The following is a 20,852-nucleotide window of genomic DNA, read 5'->3' on the forward strand; positions in this document are numbered from 1 at the left end:
TATATCTATCTCAATCATCATCTCCAGAAATATCCTAGTGCTCGCCTCGTATTCCCAACTCCGTCCCTCCCCCTTCCCTCCTACCTCTCCTCAGCATCCCAGCTCCTATATCTCTAGAGCATGTAGGTATCTAGGGGTGAGTGCCCTCCCACAACCCTCTCGATACCGAGGGTGAGACCTAGGAATTCCCCCTACAATACCCCATCATTCTGAGTCTACTCAAGGGGGGGGAATCGGGCATATCTAGGGTGGCAGATGCGCCCTAGGTAAGAGCCCCCTCATCACCTTACATAGGTGACGGAAGCGTTCATTATAGGAGCGCAGATGCGCTCTCGGTAAGAGTGTTCCCATCACCTTACATAGGTGATGAAGCCGTTCATTATAGGGGTGCGAATACACCCTCGGTGTGATCGTCCTAGGGGGGCTGGTAGACCGTCGATGATTGGGGCTATTAGATGCACTTCGTCCCTTCGATACCCTCTGAGAGCTAGGTAGATGGATTTTCTGGTCGATCCCTCCTCGGAGCAGAGTCTGAGGATACGAGGCTTGATCTCTAGTGGGCTTGTACGTCTCGCCTCAGGCGAGGTAGCCTTGCCAGGCTTTACTCGGGATTGTATCCGTCGTCCTAATCCTGCGGGGAGATACCCGGGGAATAGCAGAGGGGTGCTTTATGAGTCCCTTGCTCTCACAGACGGTTTTGCGTGGGAGGCGGGGGCGACTTCCGTAGCGGTCGGCTAGGTATCCCATTACCATCCTCATTGGGTTACCCTCCTCTGATTTTGCAGGGCTCACCACTCAATACTAATATAAGGGGAATATTATGGAGGAATATAAGGGGATACCGAGGGGCTGACGCATGAAATCACTATAGTGCGAGGGCAAGGTCGGGAAGAAGTATACGCCGAAGATAGAAATATCCGTGTCCTAGTCTAGGTATGTCCAGCGAATCCCTCCTACCTAGGAGGGATGAGTATACACGCGTGTACACAACTGTATACCCACGTGTACACAACTGTATACACGCGTGTACACAAGTGTGCTCTAAGTATCATCTCTGTAGGGCTCGCTCGTATGTCTGTTTCTTGGGGATAATGCCTAGGATCTTTAGTGATGGGCTAAGGCTCCCTAATATATGAAATAATACCCCCGGAGATCCAAAGGCAGGAGTGTGCGAGCGAGATCATGCGTCGACCCTGAGGGTACTCACCTAGGGAAAATATACAGAGCAAAGGGGGGATACCCCCCCCCTCCCACCCAGGGCACTAGAGTGCAAATAATACTGCCCCCTCCTCTCATCTTCTCGCTTCCTCCTGCTTACTCCAAAGAGAAGCCCCAAGGCCATTCCCCGTGCAGGGGAGATGACCTTGGGGCTGTAGAGCTTTAGCCTTATCTCGTCTTATAGATCGAGGGTAGCGGAGAGGTAGAGTCGACGGGGCTGGTTCGGCCCATAGATATAGGCTGAGGCTCGTCCTGGACCCATATCGGTGTCCCGCTGGAAGGAGTTGAGGAAGTTCTGTATACCAGCCTCCAGCGTCAGCTTCACGAGCGAAGTGAGGTCAAAGGCATAGCTTGCCCGAAGGTCAAGGTCTACAAATGGCTTCGCATGGTAGAGATAGGCATGCCCGTCGGCTACTCCACGGTAGCGAGTGCCGTCCTGCTCGTACTCAAAGTGTCCATCGGGGCGGATCTTACCAGCAGGTACTCCAAGCTTGTCAAAGCCATCATAGGGCTCATGGGGTACCTTCATCCCACCCGTATAGGTGCCCGAGAGAGTAAGGCTTAGGGCACGTGTGGGGTGGATTGTCCCTGTGAGGTAGCCATAGACATTGGGGGTACGTTCGTAGTCCTTGGTGGCTACACGCTTCTGACCGGTATTCGCATCCTCGCCGAAGAGTTCCTTTTCTTCTCCATAGAGGCTACGCTGGAGCGTGAGTCCACCCTGCAGGTCAAAGAGGCGGCGGTAGGCTAGCTTCCCCTCGAGATTGATCCCGTAGACCTTGCTGGGGGCCCCCTTCATGTTTTGGATCGTGATCACGTGCTTCCCAGTGGAGGGATTGAGGACACCATCCTCGCTGTCGGGGGTAAACTTATTCTTAATGAAGGTAGCAAAGCCTTCGCCCATGACGTTGAGTTGCCATCCACCGAAGGCTGTGTACCAGTCTGCCGATAGGCTTAGGCTGCGTGAACGCTCTTCCTTGAGATTCTTCCCTAGGACACGTTCCTTGGGCTCACCACCTGCCAGCTGTACGTGCATATCTTCGTCGAAGAATTGTGGCGCACGGAAGCCCTCGCTGTACGAGAGACGTAGGCTAAGATCCTTCGTTGGGGAGAAGCGCACATTGGCACGAGGGCTTAGGATAAGCAGGGGATCGATGCTTAGCTTACCCCCCTGCAGTAGGCGCACATAGTCCAGACGGCCACCGAGGAGGACGCTCCAGCGGTCGTTCGTATACTCGATCTGATCGTACTGGGAGAATGTCCAGGTGACTTGGTCGATAGCTTGTGAGCGGTAGCCGCTCTTGTCCCGAAGGGTTGCATACGTACCCTCTGCCCCGGCAGTGAGAGTAAAGGAGCGAGGGAAGTGGTGGATGTAGTTACCACCCACTTGGGCATCTAGCCCCTTAGTCTCGCCGTAGGAGGTGAGGGCCTTTAGGGCTTCGTCGTATGCTTCTTGATACTTGCGTGCTTGTTCCTTCTCGAGGGCAGTGCCGTTTTCGTTCCCTCGGGGAAGGGTCTTTAGTGGATCTAGCAAGTCTCCAGCGTAGTCCCCGCCACCATAGTAGCTCTTACGCAGTACCTGCTGGGCAGATGCGTAGAGGCTAAACTGGTCTTTGCCCGAAGCCGTAGCCTGATCAAACCGCAGACTCCCTCCATCGACGAAGTGCTGGAGGTACTCCGATATACGGGCTTGGAAGGGAGCCTCACTGAGGCGATCTCCCCCACGGCGGTACTCGTGCATGGAGCGATACTCCGCTGTGAGCTTGCTGTACATACCCGTCTTATAATAGGAGCGGAAGCCAAGGGCTCTATTCTTCAGCTCTGGTATATCGGTGAAGCTGTCTCCGTCGATATCGACCATCCCTCGGCGGGAGTGCTGTCCGAAGACCATCGCTGCTGCCCGACGATCCTCTGTGACGAGAGCGCCATTGAAGCTCGTGGTAGGCATCAGCGAAGTATAGCGGTGATCCGCACCCTCGTAGCTGGTGTAGCTGTGGCGCAGGCTAGCGGAGTTCCTCAGTGGCTCACGTGTGATCACGTTGATGACGCCTCCGACGGCATTTGCTCCGAAGAGTGCCGAGCCCCCTCCTCGGATGATTTCCACACGCTCGATCATAGATGAGGGGATCTGCTCTAGACCATATACTCCTGCCAGCGCACTGAATATAGGGCGACTATCGATGAGGATCTGCGAATAGGCACCTTCGAGTCCGTTGATACGTACTTGGTTGAACCCACAGTTCTGACAGTTATCCTCTATTCTAAGTCCTGGCTGGAAGCGCAGGCCTTGGCTGAGGTTCTCTGAGTGGGTCTTTTGGAAGACCTCTTGGGAGAGTACCGTGACGAGACTAGGGGCACTACGGCGTAGGGTCTCGTGGCGGTTGGCAGATACGACTACGCCATCCAGGTCGATAGCCTGCTGGCGAAGGTACAGGTCGAGGTGCCTACTATGTCCAGCCTCTATAGCTACGCGGCTGCTCTCAGCTGCATAGCCTACCAGGCGAGCCTCTAGGGTGTAGGTGCCTGGGCGAAGGTGAGGGAGACTAAAGGCACCATTAGCGTCTGTCGTCGTGCCTACGGTAGTCCCCTTGACAATGATTTGGACGTAAGGAAGGGCCTCGTGTGTCGAAGCGTCTACGACGGTGCCCACGATACTTCCTGTCGCCTCAGAGTGCTGAGCAGCCAGCTGAATCCCACTCGATAGGAGGAGTAGGAGAGCAAGCATCACTCGGTGTAGCATACTCTTCATGATGGATATAAATTATTAAATGATTAGATGTCCTAAGGCTGTGCCTCTACCTCGTTGCGGACGCAGTCCTTCCCCAAAGGAACACTCTATAGATGTCTTGGGGGGATGCTTGTCTACCCGAGCACATGGCTTGGCTAAGGCCCCGTGGGGCTCTTCTCCGCAGTCTTAGTCAGGACAAAGATAGCGAAGGGAGGTGTGTCATCACTCCTTTTGTACCGAAATACCTAGCAAAGGGGAGGCCATCCCTCATACTCCTCCCACTCCATGCTACCTAGTCTAGGGCGGGGAAGTGAAGGGGAGACTCTGAGGTGGTGGTCGTGCTTTCTCGGAAGAGCGTGAAATAAGGCCGGCTGGGGACTCGAGAATATACTGAGACTGTAAACATTGCTGAAAGTTTAACGCATAGGTAAGAAACTCGGCCGGAGAGCCGTTTTTTCAGCAAAGGACTCACAAGTTAAAGCTAACTAAATCCAATTCAGTATGAAGAAATTCATTCCTATGCTACTCCTAGCAATCTTTGCCTTAGGTGTAGCCTCGTGTAAGAAGAAGAACGAAACACCAGTCCCCCCTGCTCCTCAGCCTATGGCGCTGGAGGGTACTACTTGGGACGCTAAGAGCGTAGCCGGTATCGAGAGCAATGCCAACATCCAGATGAAGGCTGACTTCGTCAAGGGTGGAGTAATGAGACTCACCGTAGTACGTCAGCCTAAGGCTACCGCAGCCGCCGTGAATACTACCGTCTTCGAGGCTAAATATACCTTCAACAAGCCTGTCCTAACGCTGACTGGTATGAAGATGACGACGCAGGCTGGAGATCCCCTCCTCAGCGATGCTGCCAAGAAGAATATAATCGAGATCTTCAGCAAGGGAGGAAAGCTCGTCGATCAGAGACCGCTCTCCCTCGTCTTCAATGAGAAGGCAAACAACCCGATTACCCTCGTCAAGGTAGAGAAGAAATAACCCTCATACCCGAAAAGGTAAGCGAGGGAGCATGGGGTCGAGTCCGCCCAATGCTCCCTCGCTATTTATCCGCTAGGGGTGTTCGTTATTCCTTTACTAGCCGAGCGAGTTCTTGCCAGAGACGATCGGTGGGTAGTGGGGCAATGAGTGATACAGGTAGCTTGCTCACAGGATGAGTGAAGGCGATGCTTCGTGAGAGCAGGCTGATACTACCATCGGGATTGCTCCTCGGGGCTCCGTACTTCAGATCGCCACGGATAGGACAGCCGAGGTGTGCTAGCTGACAGCGTATCTGGTGATGGCGTCCCGTATGGAGCTCTACCTCCACTAGGTGGTAACGTTCTCCCGAGGCAAGTAGCCGATAGGAGAGGCGCGCGAGCTTGGCACCCTCCCTCATCGGGTCTCGGGTGACGTAGCTCTTATTTTGCTGCTCGTTGCGGACGAGGTAGTTCTCCAGTGTCCCCTGAGGTTGGGGTGGGGCTGCAGTGACGATCGCCCAATACTTCTTCTGCACCTCTCCGTGACGAAAGAGGTCATTCATCCTCGTCAGTGCCTTGCTGGTCTTGGCGAAGACCACTAGCCCCCCGACAGGACGATCCAGGCGATGGATCACACCGAGGAAGACGTTGCCAGGCTTCTGGTACTTCTCTTTCAGCCATAGCTTCAGCGTCTCACTCATAGGTGCGTCTCCCGTCTTATCGCCTTGGACGATCTCCCCTGGACGCTTAGCGACACAGAGTAGATGGTTGTCTTCGTAGATGATGGTAGGTGTGTATGGATGAGCCATAGGAGTTAGTTATTTATTTAGGCTACGTAGGGCACGCTTCGTGATGTATCTTGTCTCAGGGCAGTCATGCTCCCTAAGCCAAGTCTCGCATAGTGTCTCGACGAACTTAGGCTGGGTCTTGGAGGCATCGTTGAGCCAGTTCCCGACACTATTCTGTACGTATCGTGAGGTGTCTCTACTTAGGGGGGCGAGGATAGGTAGCCCCAGCTCGGGGGTATCCTTGAGCCGAGTGATATGCTCGCACCATACCCCACAGGGGCGAGTCGCTTCGCAGGCAAAGCGACGAATATATTCGTTCGGATCTGTAGCCCAATGTGCTAGAGACTGCAGTGCCTCATCTAGCTCATCTATGATATGCTGGCGGAGGGCGAACCAAGCGACCTCCCGTACCCCGAAGTGTGCGTCTTGGGCTAATGGGTATATGTACTTCAGTTCATCCTCAAGGGTAGTATAGGGATGAGCATAGGCAGCCCAGCATCGGAGCATATCAGACCTATGTGCGCCCAGCTGCTGGAGCAGAGCCTTGTCGCCATGCTGAAGGATGAGTTGTCCGAGGGTACGACCTATCACTCTACACGTGCTGTTGGTAGAGGGTTTCTTTTGGTCACGTATCTCAGCTAAGAGATGAGGAAGATACGCGTCACGTCCTAGGAGATGGAACTGATGCTGTAGTAGCGCTACTTGGTCTACCGCTAGCCACTCTGTGAGGTTGGCCGTTTCGAGCTCTCCTCGGTTGATTTGCTGAAGAATCTCGGGAGGGATCTGAGCGATAGAACGTGCGCCTACACGCTTTCCTTGGGTCATGTATCTTGATAGAATACTTGGTACTTAGTCCCCGATGAAGGTAGCATTGAGTACCTCTCGGTAGTTGTTGAAGATGGCGCTCTTGCTGATGAAGCCGAGGTAACGCCCCTCGTCATCTACGACAGGCATCTTCCACTCCTTCGTCTCATCGAATAGGCGCATGACCTCTGTCATGGGCATTGACGCCCGGATCTTCACCTCGGGGGTAACCATGATCCGTCGTACTCGATAGCGGTCGTAGAGCTCTGGACGGAACATGATGTTGCGTACATTATCCAGCTCTACGATACCTACGAGGATCCCCGAGGCATTGACTACGGGGAAGGAGTTGCGGTGGCTGACAGAGATGACCTTGACCATCTCCCCAAGAGTCATCTCGGGATGTACTACTTCGAAGTCATGCTCTAGGACATTCTCCAGATTCATGAGCGTCAGTACGGCAGTATCCTTCTGGTGGGTCAGTAGCTTGCCCTGCTCGGCTAGACGTAGCGAGTATATGCTGTGAGGCATGAAGATACGTATGGTAGCGAAGGAGGTGAGGGAGACCAGCATCAGTGGTAGGAAGAGGTTGTACCCTCCCGAGAGCTCAGCGATGAGAAATACTCCTGTTAGCGGGGCATGCATCACACCAGCCATGAGGCCAGCCATCCCGAGGAGGATATAGTTCTTCGGGGAGATGAAGACGCGCATCGAGGAGAAGTAATTGACGAGGTAGGAGAAGAGGAAGCCCGTGAGCCCTCCGACAAAGAGTGTAGGAGCGAAGAGGCCACCACACCCACCGCCGGAGTTGGTGGCTACGGAGGCAAAGACCTTGAATAGTACCGTCAGTAGGAAGAAGGCAAAGACGACCCAATAAGAGGACGAGAAGGCCTCGAAGATACTACCATCCAGTAGCTGTGTGTACTGCCCGTCGAGGAGGATATTGACCGAGTCATACCCCTCTCCATAGAGCGGAGGGAAGAGGAAGATCAGCAGAGAGAGTACCGCAGCGGAGATGAGGTAGCGGGTACGCTGGCTCTTGAGTTTCTTGAACTCACCCTCGACGTAGAACATCGTCTTGGAGAAGTAGAGCGAGATGAGCCCGCACACGACCCCCAGCAGGAGCATCAGGGGGATACGCTCGATATAGTAGGGATCTGTCTGTATGAAGAGGAAGAGGTTCTCCTTGCCAGAGAGCACATAGGCTACGGCAGCAGCCGAGACGGAGCTCACCAGCAGAGGGAGGACGGAGGCCATCGTGAGGTCCAGCAGGAGTACCTCGATCACGAAGACTAGACCTGATATAGGAGCCTTGAAGATCCCCCCTAGAGCCCCAGCCACACCACAGCCGATGAGGAGCATGAGGTTGCGCTGCTCGAGGCGGAAGAGACGCCCGAAGTTTGACCCAATGGCAGCCCCAGTCATGACGATCGGTGACTCCGCACCTACTGACCCCCCGAAGCTAATGGTCAGGGCACTAGCGAGCAGGGAAGACCAGGTGTTGTGTGGCTTAATCCGGCTCTTGCGCTGCGAGATGGAGCTTAGGACCTTCGTGACACCATGGCTAATATCATCACGGACGATATAGCGTACGAAGAGTAGCGAGAGCAAGATCCCCAGAGCAGGGAAGACGAGATAGAGGTAGCTCCTCTGCTCGATATGTAGGAGTACAAAGCTCTCTATATGGTGTATGATGAACTTCAGCAGAGCTGCCAGAAGCGCCATCGTCACCCCTATAGAGAGGCTGAGCAGGAGGATAAAGTAGCGCTCGCTGATGTGCTTCTCCCGCCAGAGGATCACCTGATCCTGTAGCTTCCGTCTATCGAAGAGCCGTGCATTCATCATCTATATGCTGTCGTGATACCGAGGACTAGGGACGCAAGACCTTCACCTCGCCCCCTGCACCCAGCTGGATGATCTGTGAGGGCTCTCTCGGGGTAGTATCCTCCTGACGATAGCGGACGATATAGTCTACTCCCGAGCGGATCTCCTCACTGATACCAGAGAAGAGGAGAGGGGTAGGCTCGCCACTGATATTGGCAGAGGTCGAGACGATCGGGTGGCGGAGCTGTCGGCATAGGGCCGAGGAGAAGGCCTCCCGAGTCTGGCGTATCCCGAGGCTGCCTCCCTCACCTATTAGACTTGGGGCAACCCCCGAAGCTCCCGAGGTGTAGACGATAGTGATCGGACGTACCGCCAGCTCCATTAGATCATAGGCTACCTCGGGGACGTCGCTGATGAGGCGCTCTACCTCGTGGGTCTCTGCGACGAGGACGAGCATGCTCTTACTGTCCTCCCTTCGCTTGAGTGCATAGATCCGTCGTACGGCTTCTTCGTTGGTGGCGTCACAGCCTATCCCCCAGACCGTGTCTGTGGGGTAGAGGATGATCCCCCCTCGGCGTAGCGTAGCGACGGCCTCCTCGAGGTCGGCCTTGTCATAGGAGGGCTGTATGGTCTCTTTTATCTTCATTCTTTTGTTCCTTAGGCGAGGGCTTCAGGAGCCCTCTATAGCGGTATCTTTATGTCCCCCTATGAGTGAATCTTCGTAGTCTCCGGCGAGGCTGTCATATAGATCCTAATGGGATGGACGAACATATTCGATGGACGATAAGCCGGAGGGCGGTGGGGACTCTTGAAGTAAGGGGAAGCCTTCGGTGGGGGCTTACTCCTCTCGCTCCTGAGGCCACCCCTGAGCGATGAGACGCAGCTCCGTGCCGTCGGGGGCGACTAGATAGCACCCCGCACTAGCCTCGGTGACGTGCCCGATGATACGGATACCCTCCAGGGTACGTAGCTCATCGAGCTGCGCCAGGGGGACGGTGAAGATGAGTTCGAAGTCCTCCCCACCACTCAGCGCTACGGTCGTCGTAGACATATGTAGCTCCTCGGCCATACGTGCTGTCTCGTGATCTATGGGAAGGCGATCCTCATAAATACGTACCCCTACACCACTCTCCGTGGCGATGTGTAGGAGCTCCGAGGCTAGTCCATCTGAGCTATCTATCATGGAGGTGGGGCGGATCCCTGCGCGACGTAGGGCGAGGAGGATGTCCTGCCGTGCCTCAGGCTTGAGCTGTCGCTCTAGGATGTACTCACGCTCGGCGAAGTCGGGGGTAAACCCTTCCCTCTCCCCAGCGAATACACGCTTCTCTCGCTCGAGGAGCTGGAGACCCATGTAGGCAGCTCCTAGACTCCCACTGACACAGATTAGGTCTGTCGGCTTAGCGCCACTGCGTAGGATCGCTTGCCCCCGCTCCACCATCCCTAGGCAGGTGATGCTGATACAGAGCCCTGTGAGGCTCGCTGAGGTGTCCCCTCCGACGAGGTCTACTCCGTAGCGGTCACAGGCTAGTCTGAGGCCTGCATACAGCTCCTCCAGGTCCTCGAGAGCGAAGCGAGCCGAGACACCAATCGAGGCGGTCAGCTGCTGAGGATGCCCGCCCATAGCGTAGATGTCAGAGAAGCTCCCTATGGCAGCTTTGTAGCCTAGGTGCTTGAGGGGCGTATAGGTGAGGTCGAAGTGGATACCCTCTAGGAGCAAGTCCGTGGTTAGGAGGGTCTGCATCTCAGGGGGGTAGGCGACTAGGGCTGCGTCATCACCGACACCGAGTAGGGTCGTCTCGTTGTGCTTGGGCAGAGCCTGCGTAAGATGCTTGATCAGGGCAAACTCGCCGAGCTGGGACAATTCTGTTCGTTGCATAGAATGGATACAAACAACGCTCCCACCCCTAGCTCCTATGCTGGAGCGAGGAGGGGAGCGTCTTGGCTGCTTGGAGGATCATCTTACGAAAGTCTTCGGGCTTGAAGAGGATCTCCGTCTTGATGGGTAGGTAAAATATCCGCTTGGCTAGCTCTTCATCGAGCTTGGCTCCTAGGTCGATCAGGCGTACTGCATCCTTCTCTGTGCAGACGATGGATACGGGCTGAGCGATACCAGCTATAGCCTGCTCTCGCTCCCAGATGGAGCGTATCTGCTGTAGGTCGCTGCTGCGGAAGTTGTGATGGTCGTGGAAGGAGATCGTCGCCATGACCTTGTAGTATCGCTTCAGATCCTCAAAGAAGACTGTGGGGGAGGCGATCCCTGCCACAGCAACGATGGGAGCACCACAGGGGAGGATCTCGCTCCCCGGGCTCCTCAGAGCATGTAGCGGGCGAGCCTCCTGGTAGACAATCCTAGAGAAGAAGATCCGCTGATGTGTATATAGGGCGAGATTCCTACGCATGATACGTAGGTCTATCGGCTGTAGATCTATGGGGCACTTGGTGAGGATGATGCAGTCGGCACGGTAGCGAGCCGAGGCGGGCTCACGTAGCGAGCCCATCGGGAGCAGTGTATCTTCGTGTAGCTCCCTAGAGGCGTCCACTAGGAGGATGGAGAAGGAGGGCTGGACGTAGCGGTGCTGGAAGCCATCATCGAGGAGTACGACCTCGGGACGTTGCTCTGCAGGCTGGGCGAGGAGGAACTTCATCGCACGTCGCCTATTGCCATCGACGATGATCTGGACGTGAGGGTACTTCAGAGCCAACTGTCTGGGCTCGTCCCCCACCTGCTGCACTGTAGAGGTGGGCGAGGCTATCTGCAGCCCATGACTCTGTCGCTTATAGCCACGGGAGATGACCGCCACACGCAGGGTAGGGGACAGCAGACTCAGTAGTAGCTCTATATGTGGGGTCTTGCCTGTCCCCCCGACGGTGATGTTACCGACACAGATTAGGGGGATGGGGTACTTCTTTTGCCTCAGTATGCCTTGGTCAAAGAGAGTATTGCGTAGATCGACTCCCAGGCCATATAGCCAAGAGAGGAGGTGAAGCAGGGGATTGGAGGTTCGCTTCGTCATAGCTCGATACTTGGGTTGCCAGAGTGTACCAGCCACTAGAGGGCTGGTAGACCATAGGGGAGGCGTGCCTGTATCCCCGTATAGGTGAAGCTCTGACGGAGGAACTGCTGTAGGCGGCGCTCTTGCTCGGTCATGAGCCGATCCCTCAGTCGGGCGACAAAGCCCTCGGTGGTCGGGCTCCCGAAGAGCTGATCCCAGAAGCTATGGCTCGTAGTGCCATAGTGTACATAGTAGTCCCCAGAGATGTTCGCTAGCTTCGCGGCGAGCTTGATAGCGGTCTGTAGTCCACCCAGCTCGTCCACTAGCCCGAGAGCCTTAGCCTGCTCCCCGAGCCAAACACGTCCCTGACCGACATGGTCTGCTGAGTCTATACTGATCGATCGCCCCTCGGCGACACGGGAGAGGAAGGTACGGTAGCCCCGCTCGACGATCCCCTGGATGACGGCCTTCTGCTCGGGGGAGAGTCCATTGATCCCTAGACCGAAGATCCCCCCGATCTCTAGGTCTGCGTAGGGCGAGGTCTTCACGACATCCATACTCAGACCCAGTCGCTTGGCTAGGGTGGAGGCCTCGGGGACGATCCCAAAGATCCCGATAGAGCCAGTCACCGTCATCGGACTCGCCACGATAGCATCAGCGGCAGAGGCGATGTAGTAGCCCCCCGAGGCAGCGACGTCACCCATCGATACGACGACGGGGAACTTCCGCTTGAGCTCACGTAGCTGGTGCCAGATCTGCTCCGAGAGGAAGGCACTACCCCCCGGGGAGTTGATACGTAGGACAAGGGCTTTGGTGCTCGTCCCGTCCTCGCCGAGTCGCTTGAGCTGCTCGGCGAGTGCACTCTGTATGCCCTCTTGGCTATAGGGGCTATCCATGATCTCGCCCTCGGCATAGAGGACGGTGACCTCATTGTCGCCCATGGGCTCATCGGGAGCATCGGGGAGGGAGATGAGGTCGTTTAGGGTGACCTGATGGATCTTGCTGGGGGAGGAGACTCCGAGCTCACGTGCGACCACCTCCTCCATATCTAGTCGATAGGCAAGGGTGTCTACGAGCCCGCTCCGTAGATAAGTCTGTGCGGCATCGAAGGCATGCCCCCCTTCGGCGAAGGTACGGATACTATCTACGGATAGGTTACGTGCGGTAGCTATCCCTGAGAGGATGTGCTCCCAGGCACCACTGATATAGGCTCGTATCTGCTCGCGGTTAGGTTCGCTTAGCCGATCGAGGATGTAGGGCTCTACGGCACCCTTGTAGGTGCCGACCTTGAAGACCTCGGCCTTGATACCGAGCTTCTCCAGAGCCTCGTGCATCATCAGCGTACCACTAGCTATCCCGACGAGGGGGATCATCCCCTCGGGGTTGAGTACGACACGGTCAGCGACGGAGGCTAGGTAGTAGGCCTTCTGCGAATAGTTGTCTGCGTAGGCGATGACGAACTTACCACTCTTCTTGAAGTCCAATAGGGCCTCTCGGAGCTCATCTGTAGAGGCGAGGCCTGCGGAGAGGTTCTCGACGTTGAGGTAGATCCCCTTGATGTTGGGGTTTGCCTTGGCCTTGCGTATCCCTTGTAGTGCCTGAGTGAGGGACACAGGGGGATTCGCCGAGCCTCCGAAGGGGAGTATGCTGCCGAAGTCGTCCGTCACTACGATCTCCTGGAGTGAAGCGACGTCGATGCGTAGGACGGTATTATCCTTGAGAGTGACAGTACGATCCTTAGTGAGGACAGCTCCTAATATAAGGCTGATGGAGACGAAAAGGAAGAAGAGGCAGAAGAGGATGTGTGCGCCCAGAAACCCTAGGAAGGAGGCTAGGACGGTCTTCCAGAAGCCTAGTGGTTGCTTGGGTGGTAGATTTGTATCCATGTGGTGAGGGTCGGGTATAGTGTTGATGTCTATGCTATAATATCTAGTGGTGTGCCCCAGGATGATTGGCTCTGAGGCTAAGTGCAAATATACTAAATACTTTACATTGACCCTCCCCTTACACTTGAGGAAATCCCCCTACCACTTTATACAGAGAGCCACAGGGGGACACCTCCCCTTCACCCCAGGATGAACCTAGGGGAGGGGGTGGTGTCCCCTTGTGGCGTGCTGCTAGAGCAGGGGAAGGAGCTCTGAGAGGTGAATACTATTAGAGCCCTTGACGAGGATGAGGCTCTCACTGAGGGGATGAGCCTCTAGGTGTGCCTTGAGCTCCTGGACGGAGGCGAAGGTCTCGCCCTCGCCTCGGCGTAGGGCGACCCATCGGGGGCCACAGAGCAGGACTCTCAGGGGCTGATGTGTGCCGTACTGCTGGAGCTCTGTCCAGAGCCTCTGGTGTGCTTGGTCGCTCTCCTGGCCGAGCTCATTCATGTCCCCGAGGATGAGGATGCGGGGGGCATCAGTAGGGGGGATATGTAGGAAGTTGTGAATAGCCGTCCGCATGCTCGAGGGATTGGCATTGTAGGCATCGGCGATGATCCGGTTGCCCCGAGGGGAGAGGATGAGCTGTGAGCGACTATTACTCGGGACGTAGGAGCTGAGAGCTTCATTGATCAGCACTACGGGGAGATCGAAGAAGAGCCCTATGGCGATAGCGGCCAATGCATTGGGTAGATTATAGTCTCCGACGAGGTGTGTCCGTATCTCCTGCAGTGGGAATGGGAGAGCGGGGGCTATCCAGCGGAAGTGTAGGAAGAGCTCCCCATCATGTGGCGCGACCTCCCCCTCTACTAGAGCAGGGACATGCTCGGCATAGGTGATAATCCGCTCTGCCCCCTGACTCATCTCTAAGAGGGTCGGGTCGTCTGCGTGCACGAAGAGTACCCCCCCTCGGCTACGTACACTCTCATAGAGCTCTCCCTTGGTCTTGCGCACCCCCTCGAGCGAGCCGAAGCCCTCTAGGTGTGCCTCACCGATGTTGGTGATGAGTCCGTAGTTGGGCTCGGCGATGGCGCAGAGCTCGGCGATGTCCCCTGGCTTGCTCGCTCCCATCTCGATGAGGGCGAGCTGGTGTTCTGCCCTGAGGCGAAGGAGCGTCAGGGGGACGCCGATATGATTGTTGAGGTTGCCCTCAGTGTAGAGGAGGCGGTAGCCTCGAGAGAGGACTGCAGCTGTGAGCTCCTTGGTGGTCGTCTTGCCGTTGGTACCGGTGATCGCGATCACGGGCAGGCCGAGCGCCTTGCGGTGGTGGTGGGCGAGCTGCTGTAGGGTCTGTAGGACATCTGCTACGAGGAGTAGGCGGTCGTCCTGCACAGCGACCTCAGAGTCATCGACTACAGCATATGCAGCCCCAGACTCTAGTGCCTGTAGGGCAAACTTATTCCCATCAAAGGTCGTCCCTCTGAGAGCGAAGAACAGACAGCCCTCAGAGAGCTGTCGGGTATCGGTACAGACGACCGGATGCTGGAGGTATAGGGTGTAGAGCTCCTCTAGGGGTATCATTTCTCTTTATGTTGTTTGGGGGTGGATGGAGTCGGGCATGAGGCGAGTCGGCTGGGGAGCTGCTCGCCCAGCTCCCCGAGGCCGAGATGGAGGTAGGGACGGGTGAGGTCTCGGGGCTTGAGGACTAAGTCGTCCCAGCAGATGAGGTCTATATCTATAGGTATCTGCTCAGGGCTGGTCGCCCGCTGCTCGGGGGTACGCCCAGCGCTGTGCTCTAGGGCCTTGAGCTGAGCGGCGAAGACGGTGAGCTCCTCATGGGTCTCCCCCACGACGACGACATCAGTGAAGGGTGCTGAGGAGAGGGGAAACTCCACCGGCGCCGAGAGGCGCGGGGTGGAGAAGCGTAGGGAGCAGTGGGGTAGGGCACATAGTCGCTCCCGTACGAAGGCGATGTGTGCCTCGGCCTCGGTATTGCTCCCTAGGGTGAGGATGAAGTGGTGTGGGCTAGTCATTGGTCCGTGGAGAGGGGGATATGTTGGACGTGTACGGAGGCCTCATGGATGCAGCTGAAGAGCTCATGCAGGAAGCCCTCCTCCAGTGCGAGCTCACTCCCTAGGCGGAGTCGCTCCTCGAGTAGGGTACGGTATCGCTCGGGCTGTACGATCGGTAGGTGATCCTTCGCCTTAATCTCTCCGATGGAGCGGGCGAGCTTCATCCGCTCTGAGAGGAGGAGTAGGAGCTGTCGGTCTATATGGTCTATCCCCTGACGTAGCTGGCTAAGTTCTGTAGAGTCAGCAGTACTGCGTGTAGGGTGGATGAGCAGGGAGTCTAGCAGGGTGATGAGTGCCTCGGGAGTAAGCTGCTGGGCAGCGTCACTCCAGGCAACCTCGGGGGTAGGGTGGGTCTCTATCATGAGCCCCGAGAGGTTCATCTCCAGAGCAGCCTGACAGACGAGGGGGACGAGCTCCCGACGCCCTGCTATATGGCTAGGATCCCCGAGGATCGTGAGCTCGGGGTGGCGCCGACGTAGCTCGATGGGGATCTGCCAGAGAGGGGCATTGCGGTACGGCCCCTTGCCGTAGGTGCTGAAGCCCCGGTGTACAGCTCCGATACGCTCGATACCCGCAGCGTGGAAGCGTAGGAGGGCTCCCTCCCAGAGCTCAAGGTCGGGGTTGAGGGGGTTCTTTACCAGTAGGGTGACCTCCTCGCCTCTCAGTGCCTCGGCGAGCTCCGATACGGCGAAGGGACTCGCTGTCGTCCGAGCCCCGACCCACAGGGTACGTATCCCCGCTCTCAGACAAGCCTCTACATGAGCTGCCGAGGCTACCTCAGTCATCGCCTGCATCCCCAGCTCCTGCTCGATACGTCGTAGCCAGGAGAGTCCCTCAGCCCCGACACCCTCGAAGGAGCCTGGGCGTGTACGAGGCTTCCACAGGCTCGCACGGAAGAGGCGTATCCCACGAGCCCTCAGCTGGCGGGCCGTCTCGTAGGTCTGCTCCTCGGTCTCGGCACTGCATGGACCAGCACAGATGAGGAAGGGGTAAGGAGAGGGATGCTCAAAGGTGAGCGTATGGAAGAGATCTGTGGACATAGCTGTCTGTCGGCGTATGGAGTCTGGGGCTGAGATATACTTGCTCTACGTGGGCTAGTGAGGGGCTGAGGGACGTTAGTAGGAGCTGATGACCGAGTCTTGCTCGGCTGCCTCTATGGCCTCCCGGTCGATCTCCTCGATCTGTCGGAGGAGGGAGCGATAGAGGACAGAGTGCCACGGGTGGGTCTTCTGCGAGAGGAGGTGATTGTGCCAGAGCAGGGTGAGCTCACCGTTGTAGCGAGCTACCGTGTGTACGAGCTCACTCGCTATCTGCTCCGCCTGCTCGTGGTCTAGTCCCATAGCCTCCCCACTGCTCAGGGTGAGGTCTCGCAGGATGAGAGGATGGAGGGTCAGCTCAGTGAGCTGGCGGGTATTGGGGTTGATGAAGCGTACGGGATGACAGGTACCTAGGCGGAAGCCTACGACATCGGCATAGCCCATCGTGTAGTCGTGTCTGAAGCCCGAGTAGAGAGCCTGTAGGTAGTCCTCGGGTTCGCAGGCCGCTAGAGAGCTGTAGCGCAGGCTGTGAGGGGGCTTGGCATAGGCTTGCTCGAAGGCCTTGCGCTCCCCCCCGATCATCTCGGCATAGAGGCAGGCCTGGTGACTGCCTAGTAGTCCGAGGTGTGCCTTCGCACGGCCAGCCTCCAGCAGTACCCGTCGCATGTAGGAGGAGCGAGGACGATACCGTGGGCGGTCCAGTGCTGAGTGCGAGGGCATCCTGATGAAGAAGTGGATGTGAGTCACTCCCTTGGGTAGGTGCTCCTTGAGCTCCTGATCCCACTTGAGGAACCTAGGGTAGGTATAGAAGTCATCCTCCTTGTCTAGCCCGAAGGCGAGCTTGAGTGACCGAAGGGGGCTCTTCCTCTCCCTCAGCCATGCCCTCAGGAAGCTCCTCCAGCCCCTATAGTTGTAGGGGTAGGCGAGGTCGTGAGTGAGGTGTACGGCGCTGAAGGTCTTCGCCCGCTCGGGGATACGAAGGTTGTACCGCTCGGCGATACCACTACTGAGGAGGATCTCTCGTAGGGCATCGCCATACTCGTCCACGATGGGACGATGGAGGAAGCCAGCACGATAGGCTAGAGAGCTCTTGCCGGGGAAGCGACCCAGCTGATCCCGCTCATGCCTCAGGTACATCTCCTCGTAACGAGAGAGGAGGAAGTAGCTGGAGGCGATGAGGTCTGCGTGGATGATGACCTGATGCCCCTCTCGGCTCCATTCCTCCCGGGGCTCCCCGAAGAGGATCGGGATCCCCCGCCACTCCCTCAGTGGTAGGCTCGGGCAGCTCCTCGGGGTGCCATAGTGGCTACTGTCGAAGAAGCCAGAGGGGAGGATCACCACAGGGTACTGCTTCATCTCCTCTGGGTCATCTGTGTAGCCGACAGCCTCGAAGCGCCGCTGGTAGCGGTCTTCGCCTTGGCTCTGGATGAAGAGTGGCCCGACGAGGAAGTCTATGAGGTACTGGCGGATCTTATTGTGAAGCATACGTCTCAGTAGGGCTAGATGGGGTGACTACTTGTCCGAAGTAGGGGATAGGGAGAGCACGGCCTGGATCGGGTAGTGATCGGACTCTGCTGCCGAACGATCGACCTGACAGCTCTGTGCCTGGAAGGCCTTGCCGTAGATGATATGGTCAATGCGCACGTAGAAGGGTCGTGTGTGGAAGGTAAAGCCTAGGCCATTGCCCCGCTCTACGAAGGCATCCTCCATCCCCTCCGATACCCGACGGTGGACGTAGGAGAGAGGCGTGTCGTTGAAGTCTCCACAGACGATCACACGTCCCTCCCGGCCATGCTCCTGGATGAACTGCCTTAGGATCTCGGCCTGCTCCTCATGAGCCTTGAGGGTCGGAGCGAGCTTGGCTCGTAGTGCATCCTGTAGGCGGATAGCATTACCCTGCTTGACGAGGTTGAGGTACTCCTCGCCATCCACACGCCCTAGGTGGAAGGACTCTAGGTGTGCATTGATGACGAGTACCTCACGGCCATAGAGGAGGATCTTGGCTGCTATCGCCCCATTGACCCATGAGGGGATAGGGATCTCTTGGAGGCTGGTGATAGGGTGCTTGGAGAGGATCGCTAGCGTGCTCCCCCCTCGATTGACCCGTATGACTCGTATGTAGGGGTAATCTTGGCTGAGGTAGCCCCTGAGGGTCTTGGAGACGACCCCTGCGAAGGGGTTCTGGTTCAGCATAGCCTCCTGGATACAGACGATGTCCGCTCCACTGCTCTTGATGTACTGCAGGGTCGCATTGGGAGCCACGGCGGAGTGGGGCTTGAAGCCAAAGGCACAGACATTATATGAGAGCACACGTATCGTGGGCTCACCTCCCTCATCTGAGAGCTGTACAGAGCGGTTGATAGGGAAGTAGATGAGTAGCTGGGGGAGGGAGAGGAGCCAGACGATGCAGAGCAGGAGCAGGCGCCTACGATCAAAGGCTAGTAGCCATAGTATCGTTACCCCGAGCTGTAGAGCGAGCAGGACGGGGAAGAAGAGCCCCAGCAGGGCTGGGATGATCCACTTCGTCGGTGGGATGTAGCTCGAGTAGGCCCCGAGGAGGAAGGTGAGGCTCACTGCAGCAGTCAGGACGCTGAGGGTAACCTTGATGATATGTGAGCTGATCCGTAGGAGCGGACCAGAGGAGAGTCTATTCGTCATCTAGTGAGTTGGTTTTGTGTCGCCCCGCCCGATCTGCTCTACTCGTCTACGCTCACCTCTGGTGGGGGGCTCGCAGTCGGAGTGTCGTAGCTCACTCTGTGAGGCTCCATCCTCGGGGATGTATCTAGGGGAGACCTCTGGGCTACCTAGGCGGGAGTTTATATAGAGGTGAATATACCTTAGTGGCTTAGCTATAGGGGTGGTTAGGTCGATACCACGACACAGTAGGAGGGCATAGACGATCCCGCATATGATCCCCCCGATATAGGCTAGAGGATGCCCACCTAGCCCTGCCCTCCATGAGGATGCCCCCAGACTGATCACTGCGAGTAGGAGGACGAGACCAACCCCTACGACGGTGTATTCGCGGAGGGAACCTCCCCTACGGATATGCAGGGTGAGGGAGGCTGAGAGGAGCGAGAGCGCTGCAGGCTGGGCACCGACCAGCTCTAGGGGGAGGGGTGTCCAGAGCCCAAGCCCTACACCCAGATAGTAGCAGAGTAGATCCCCAAGTGCTCCAGCCAGAGCCCCGTAGAGATAGAGCCCGAGCACACGCTGGGGGCACAACTGCTCCTGGAGGGTACGATCTATGAGGGCGAGTAGGAGGCCTACACCGATGAGCTGTAGCAGACTGTCGTGGGGGATGATATAGGTCAGGAGCGTCCAGGGATGGCTCACTAGATAGCCCATCGTAGGCTGGAAGGCTAGGAGACTCCCCGCATCCCACCAGCGCATCGGGGAGACGAGGGTGAGCACCCCATCTATGAGGGCGAGCAGTAGGTACAGCACGACCTGTGCCACTACGATCCGCCGGATCATAGTCGCTCCTGCGAGGTAGTGCAGTAGGCGGTTAGTTGAAGCTCTGACGTGAGATCTCACCTCTCTTGCGCCATAGAAGGATTAGGATTAGTCCGCCGATCATCCCCCCGAGGTGGGCGAAGTGTGCAACACTCCCTCCCGTATTATGCGTACCGAGGTAGAGCTCTAGCGCTCCATAGATGAGGACGAAGTACTTTGCCTTGAGCGGGATGAAGAACCCCACGAAGACATAGGAGTTGGGGAAGAGCATCCCGTAGGCAAGCAGTAGCCCGAAGACCGAGCCCGACGCTCCTACCGTGATGAGGAGATCGAGGAAGGCTCGTGTGGAGAGAATCTCTGTGCCTATATCTACCATCTGGTAGCCTTCGATACCACTGAGCTCATACATCCAGAATAGCTCCTGTGTGAGTCCTGCTGATATACCGCAGAGTATGTAGAAGAGGATAAACCTACGTGATCCCCATACCTGCTCTATCGCAGAGCCAAACATCCAGACGGCAAACATATTCGACAGTACATGCTCCAGAGAGGAGGTGTCGTGTAGGAATGTATAGCTCACGAGCTGGAAGAGGCGAAACTTATCTGCTGTGAAGTAATGCAGCCCCAGGAGATCATTGAGGTCAATACCCCGGCGTAGGAGCACTATTGAGGCGACCCAGATGATGAGGTTGATGACAATGAGATTACGCACGACTGGGGGTGCCAAGCGTGACCAGAGGGATGTGGGTTGTTGCATTATCTTGCCTTGTCTATGACTCTTATTGCTTATTCATTTGTCCCCATCGGACTAGGAGGGGGCTTCGCCTCACGGCTGTCACAAAGATAACTATTCTAGTGCTCTCACGTGCCCCTTATCCCCACCCATCCCCTCCCTAGGCACTCACTCTGCTGGTGACCATCTAGGATATATGTACATATTAGAGACCATTGCGCAAGCCCGCCTCTTCATAGCTTTCCCCTTCTTGCCTCGAAAATCAGGATCTCTAGGCCGAGAAGTGGGATGGCTGTCTCTCCCCCTTGCCCCCTCTCGGGAGGATCATCCTCCTGAGAGGGGACTTTTCCGGGCTATTGGGTGCTCTGGAGCACA

Annotated in this window: 16 protein-coding genes; 1 reads left to right on the forward strand and 15 read right to left on the reverse strand. The window is 56.8% G+C overall.

Annotated elements, in window-relative coordinates:
• Positions 1 to 1,396: 1,396 nt before the first annotated feature.
• Positions 1,397 to 3,967, reverse strand: a complete 2,571-nt coding sequence (locus QZ170_RS03830; protein ID WP_297177373.1) for a TonB-dependent receptor — start codon at positions 3,965 to 3,967, stop codon at positions 1,397 to 1,399.
• A 480-nt stretch (positions 3,968 to 4,447) separates the two neighbouring features.
• On the opposite strand from QZ170_RS03830, the gene QZ170_RS03835 reads away from it, so the two are divergent.
• Entirely contained in the window at positions 4,448 to 4,927 is a 480-nt protein-coding gene (locus QZ170_RS03835) for a hypothetical protein (RefSeq protein ID WP_297177376.1), read from the forward strand.
• 85 nt (positions 4,928 to 5,012) lie between these two features.
• Here QZ170_RS03835 and QZ170_RS03840 read toward each other — a convergent pair whose 3' ends face one another.
• From QZ170_RS03840 to QZ170_RS03905, 14 genes are all read right to left on the reverse strand, one after another.
• Complete coding sequence (locus QZ170_RS03840; protein ID WP_297177379.1) at positions 5,013 to 5,714, reverse strand: RNA pseudouridine synthase; 702 nt, start codon at positions 5,712 to 5,714, stop codon at positions 5,013 to 5,015.
• A 9-nt stretch (positions 5,715 to 5,723) separates the two neighbouring features.
• Entirely contained in the window at positions 5,724 to 6,518 is a 795-nt protein-coding gene (locus QZ170_RS03845) for a DNA alkylation repair protein (protein ID WP_297177382.1), read from the reverse strand.
• A gap of 24 nt (positions 6,519 to 6,542) precedes the next feature.
• Positions 6,543 to 8,342, reverse strand: coding sequence for a chloride channel protein (locus tag QZ170_RS03850; protein WP_297177384.1), 1,800 nt, complete (start codon positions 8,340 to 8,342; stop codon positions 6,543 to 6,545).
• A gap of 25 nt (positions 8,343 to 8,367) precedes the next feature.
• Entirely contained in the window at positions 8,368 to 8,967 is a 600-nt protein-coding gene (locus tag QZ170_RS03855; protein ID WP_297177387.1) for an L-threonylcarbamoyladenylate synthase, read from the reverse strand.
• 192 nt (positions 8,968 to 9,159) lie between these two features.
• Positions 9,160 to 10,197, reverse strand: coding sequence for a thiamine-phosphate kinase (gene thiL, locus QZ170_RS03860; protein ID WP_297177390.1), 1,038 nt, complete (start codon positions 10,195 to 10,197; stop codon positions 9,160 to 9,162).
• Between the two features lie 28 nt (positions 10,198 to 10,225).
• On the reverse strand, positions 10,226 to 11,335 hold the full coding sequence (gene lpxK, locus QZ170_RS03865; RefSeq protein ID WP_297177394.1) for a tetraacyldisaccharide 4'-kinase: 1,110 nt from the start codon (positions 11,333 to 11,335) through the stop codon (positions 10,226 to 10,228).
• Positions 11,336 to 11,370: 35 nt separating this feature from the next.
• Positions 11,371 to 13,200 (reverse strand): signal peptide peptidase SppA, encoded by a 1,830-nt coding sequence (sppA, locus tag QZ170_RS03870; protein WP_297177397.1) that lies wholly within the window; start codon positions 13,198 to 13,200, stop codon positions 11,371 to 11,373.
• 231 nt (positions 13,201 to 13,431) lie between these two features.
• Entirely contained in the window at positions 13,432 to 14,757 is a 1,326-nt protein-coding gene (gene murF / locus QZ170_RS03875) for a UDP-N-acetylmuramoyl-tripeptide--D-alanyl-D-alanine ligase (RefSeq protein WP_297177417.1), read from the reverse strand.
• Positions 14,757 to 15,212 (reverse strand): 2-amino-4-hydroxy-6-hydroxymethyldihydropteridine diphosphokinase, encoded by a 456-nt coding sequence (locus QZ170_RS03880; protein WP_297177400.1) that lies wholly within the window; start codon positions 15,210 to 15,212, stop codon positions 14,757 to 14,759. Before QZ170_RS03880 ends, murF begins: the two co-directional genes overlap by 1 nt.
• Positions 15,209 to 16,291 carry a bifunctional 3-deoxy-7-phosphoheptulonate synthase/chorismate mutase type II gene (locus QZ170_RS03885; protein ID WP_297177403.1) on the reverse strand — a complete coding sequence of 361 codons (1,083 nt, stop codon included), beginning with the start codon at positions 16,289 to 16,291 and terminating at the stop codon, positions 15,209 to 15,211. The genes QZ170_RS03880 and QZ170_RS03885 overlap by 4 nt, the downstream gene beginning before the upstream one ends.
• Positions 16,292 to 16,366: 75 nt before the next feature.
• Positions 16,367 to 17,773 carry a hypothetical protein gene (locus QZ170_RS03890; RefSeq protein ID WP_297177406.1) on the reverse strand — a complete coding sequence of 469 codons (1,407 nt, stop codon included), beginning with the start codon at positions 17,771 to 17,773 and terminating at the stop codon, positions 16,367 to 16,369.
• Positions 17,774 to 17,800: 27 nt separating this feature from the next.
• Complete coding sequence (locus QZ170_RS03895; RefSeq protein WP_297177409.1) at positions 17,801 to 18,946, reverse strand: endonuclease/exonuclease/phosphatase family protein; 1,146 nt, start codon at positions 18,944 to 18,946, stop codon at positions 17,801 to 17,803.
• Entirely contained in the window at positions 18,947 to 19,765 is an 819-nt protein-coding gene (locus QZ170_RS03900; RefSeq protein ID WP_297177412.1) for a rhomboid family intramembrane serine protease, read from the reverse strand.
• Positions 19,766 to 19,796: 31 nt separating this feature from the next.
• Entirely contained in the window at positions 19,797 to 20,501 is a 705-nt protein-coding gene (locus QZ170_RS03905) for a rhomboid family intramembrane serine protease (protein WP_297177414.1), read from the reverse strand.
• Positions 20,502 to 20,852: the final 351 nt, after the last annotated feature.

The sequence above is a fragment of the uncultured Porphyromonas sp. genome, from assembly GCF_905372525.1.
Classification (GTDB): Bacteria; Bacteroidota; Bacteroidia; order Bacteroidales; family Porphyromonadaceae; genus Porphyromonas.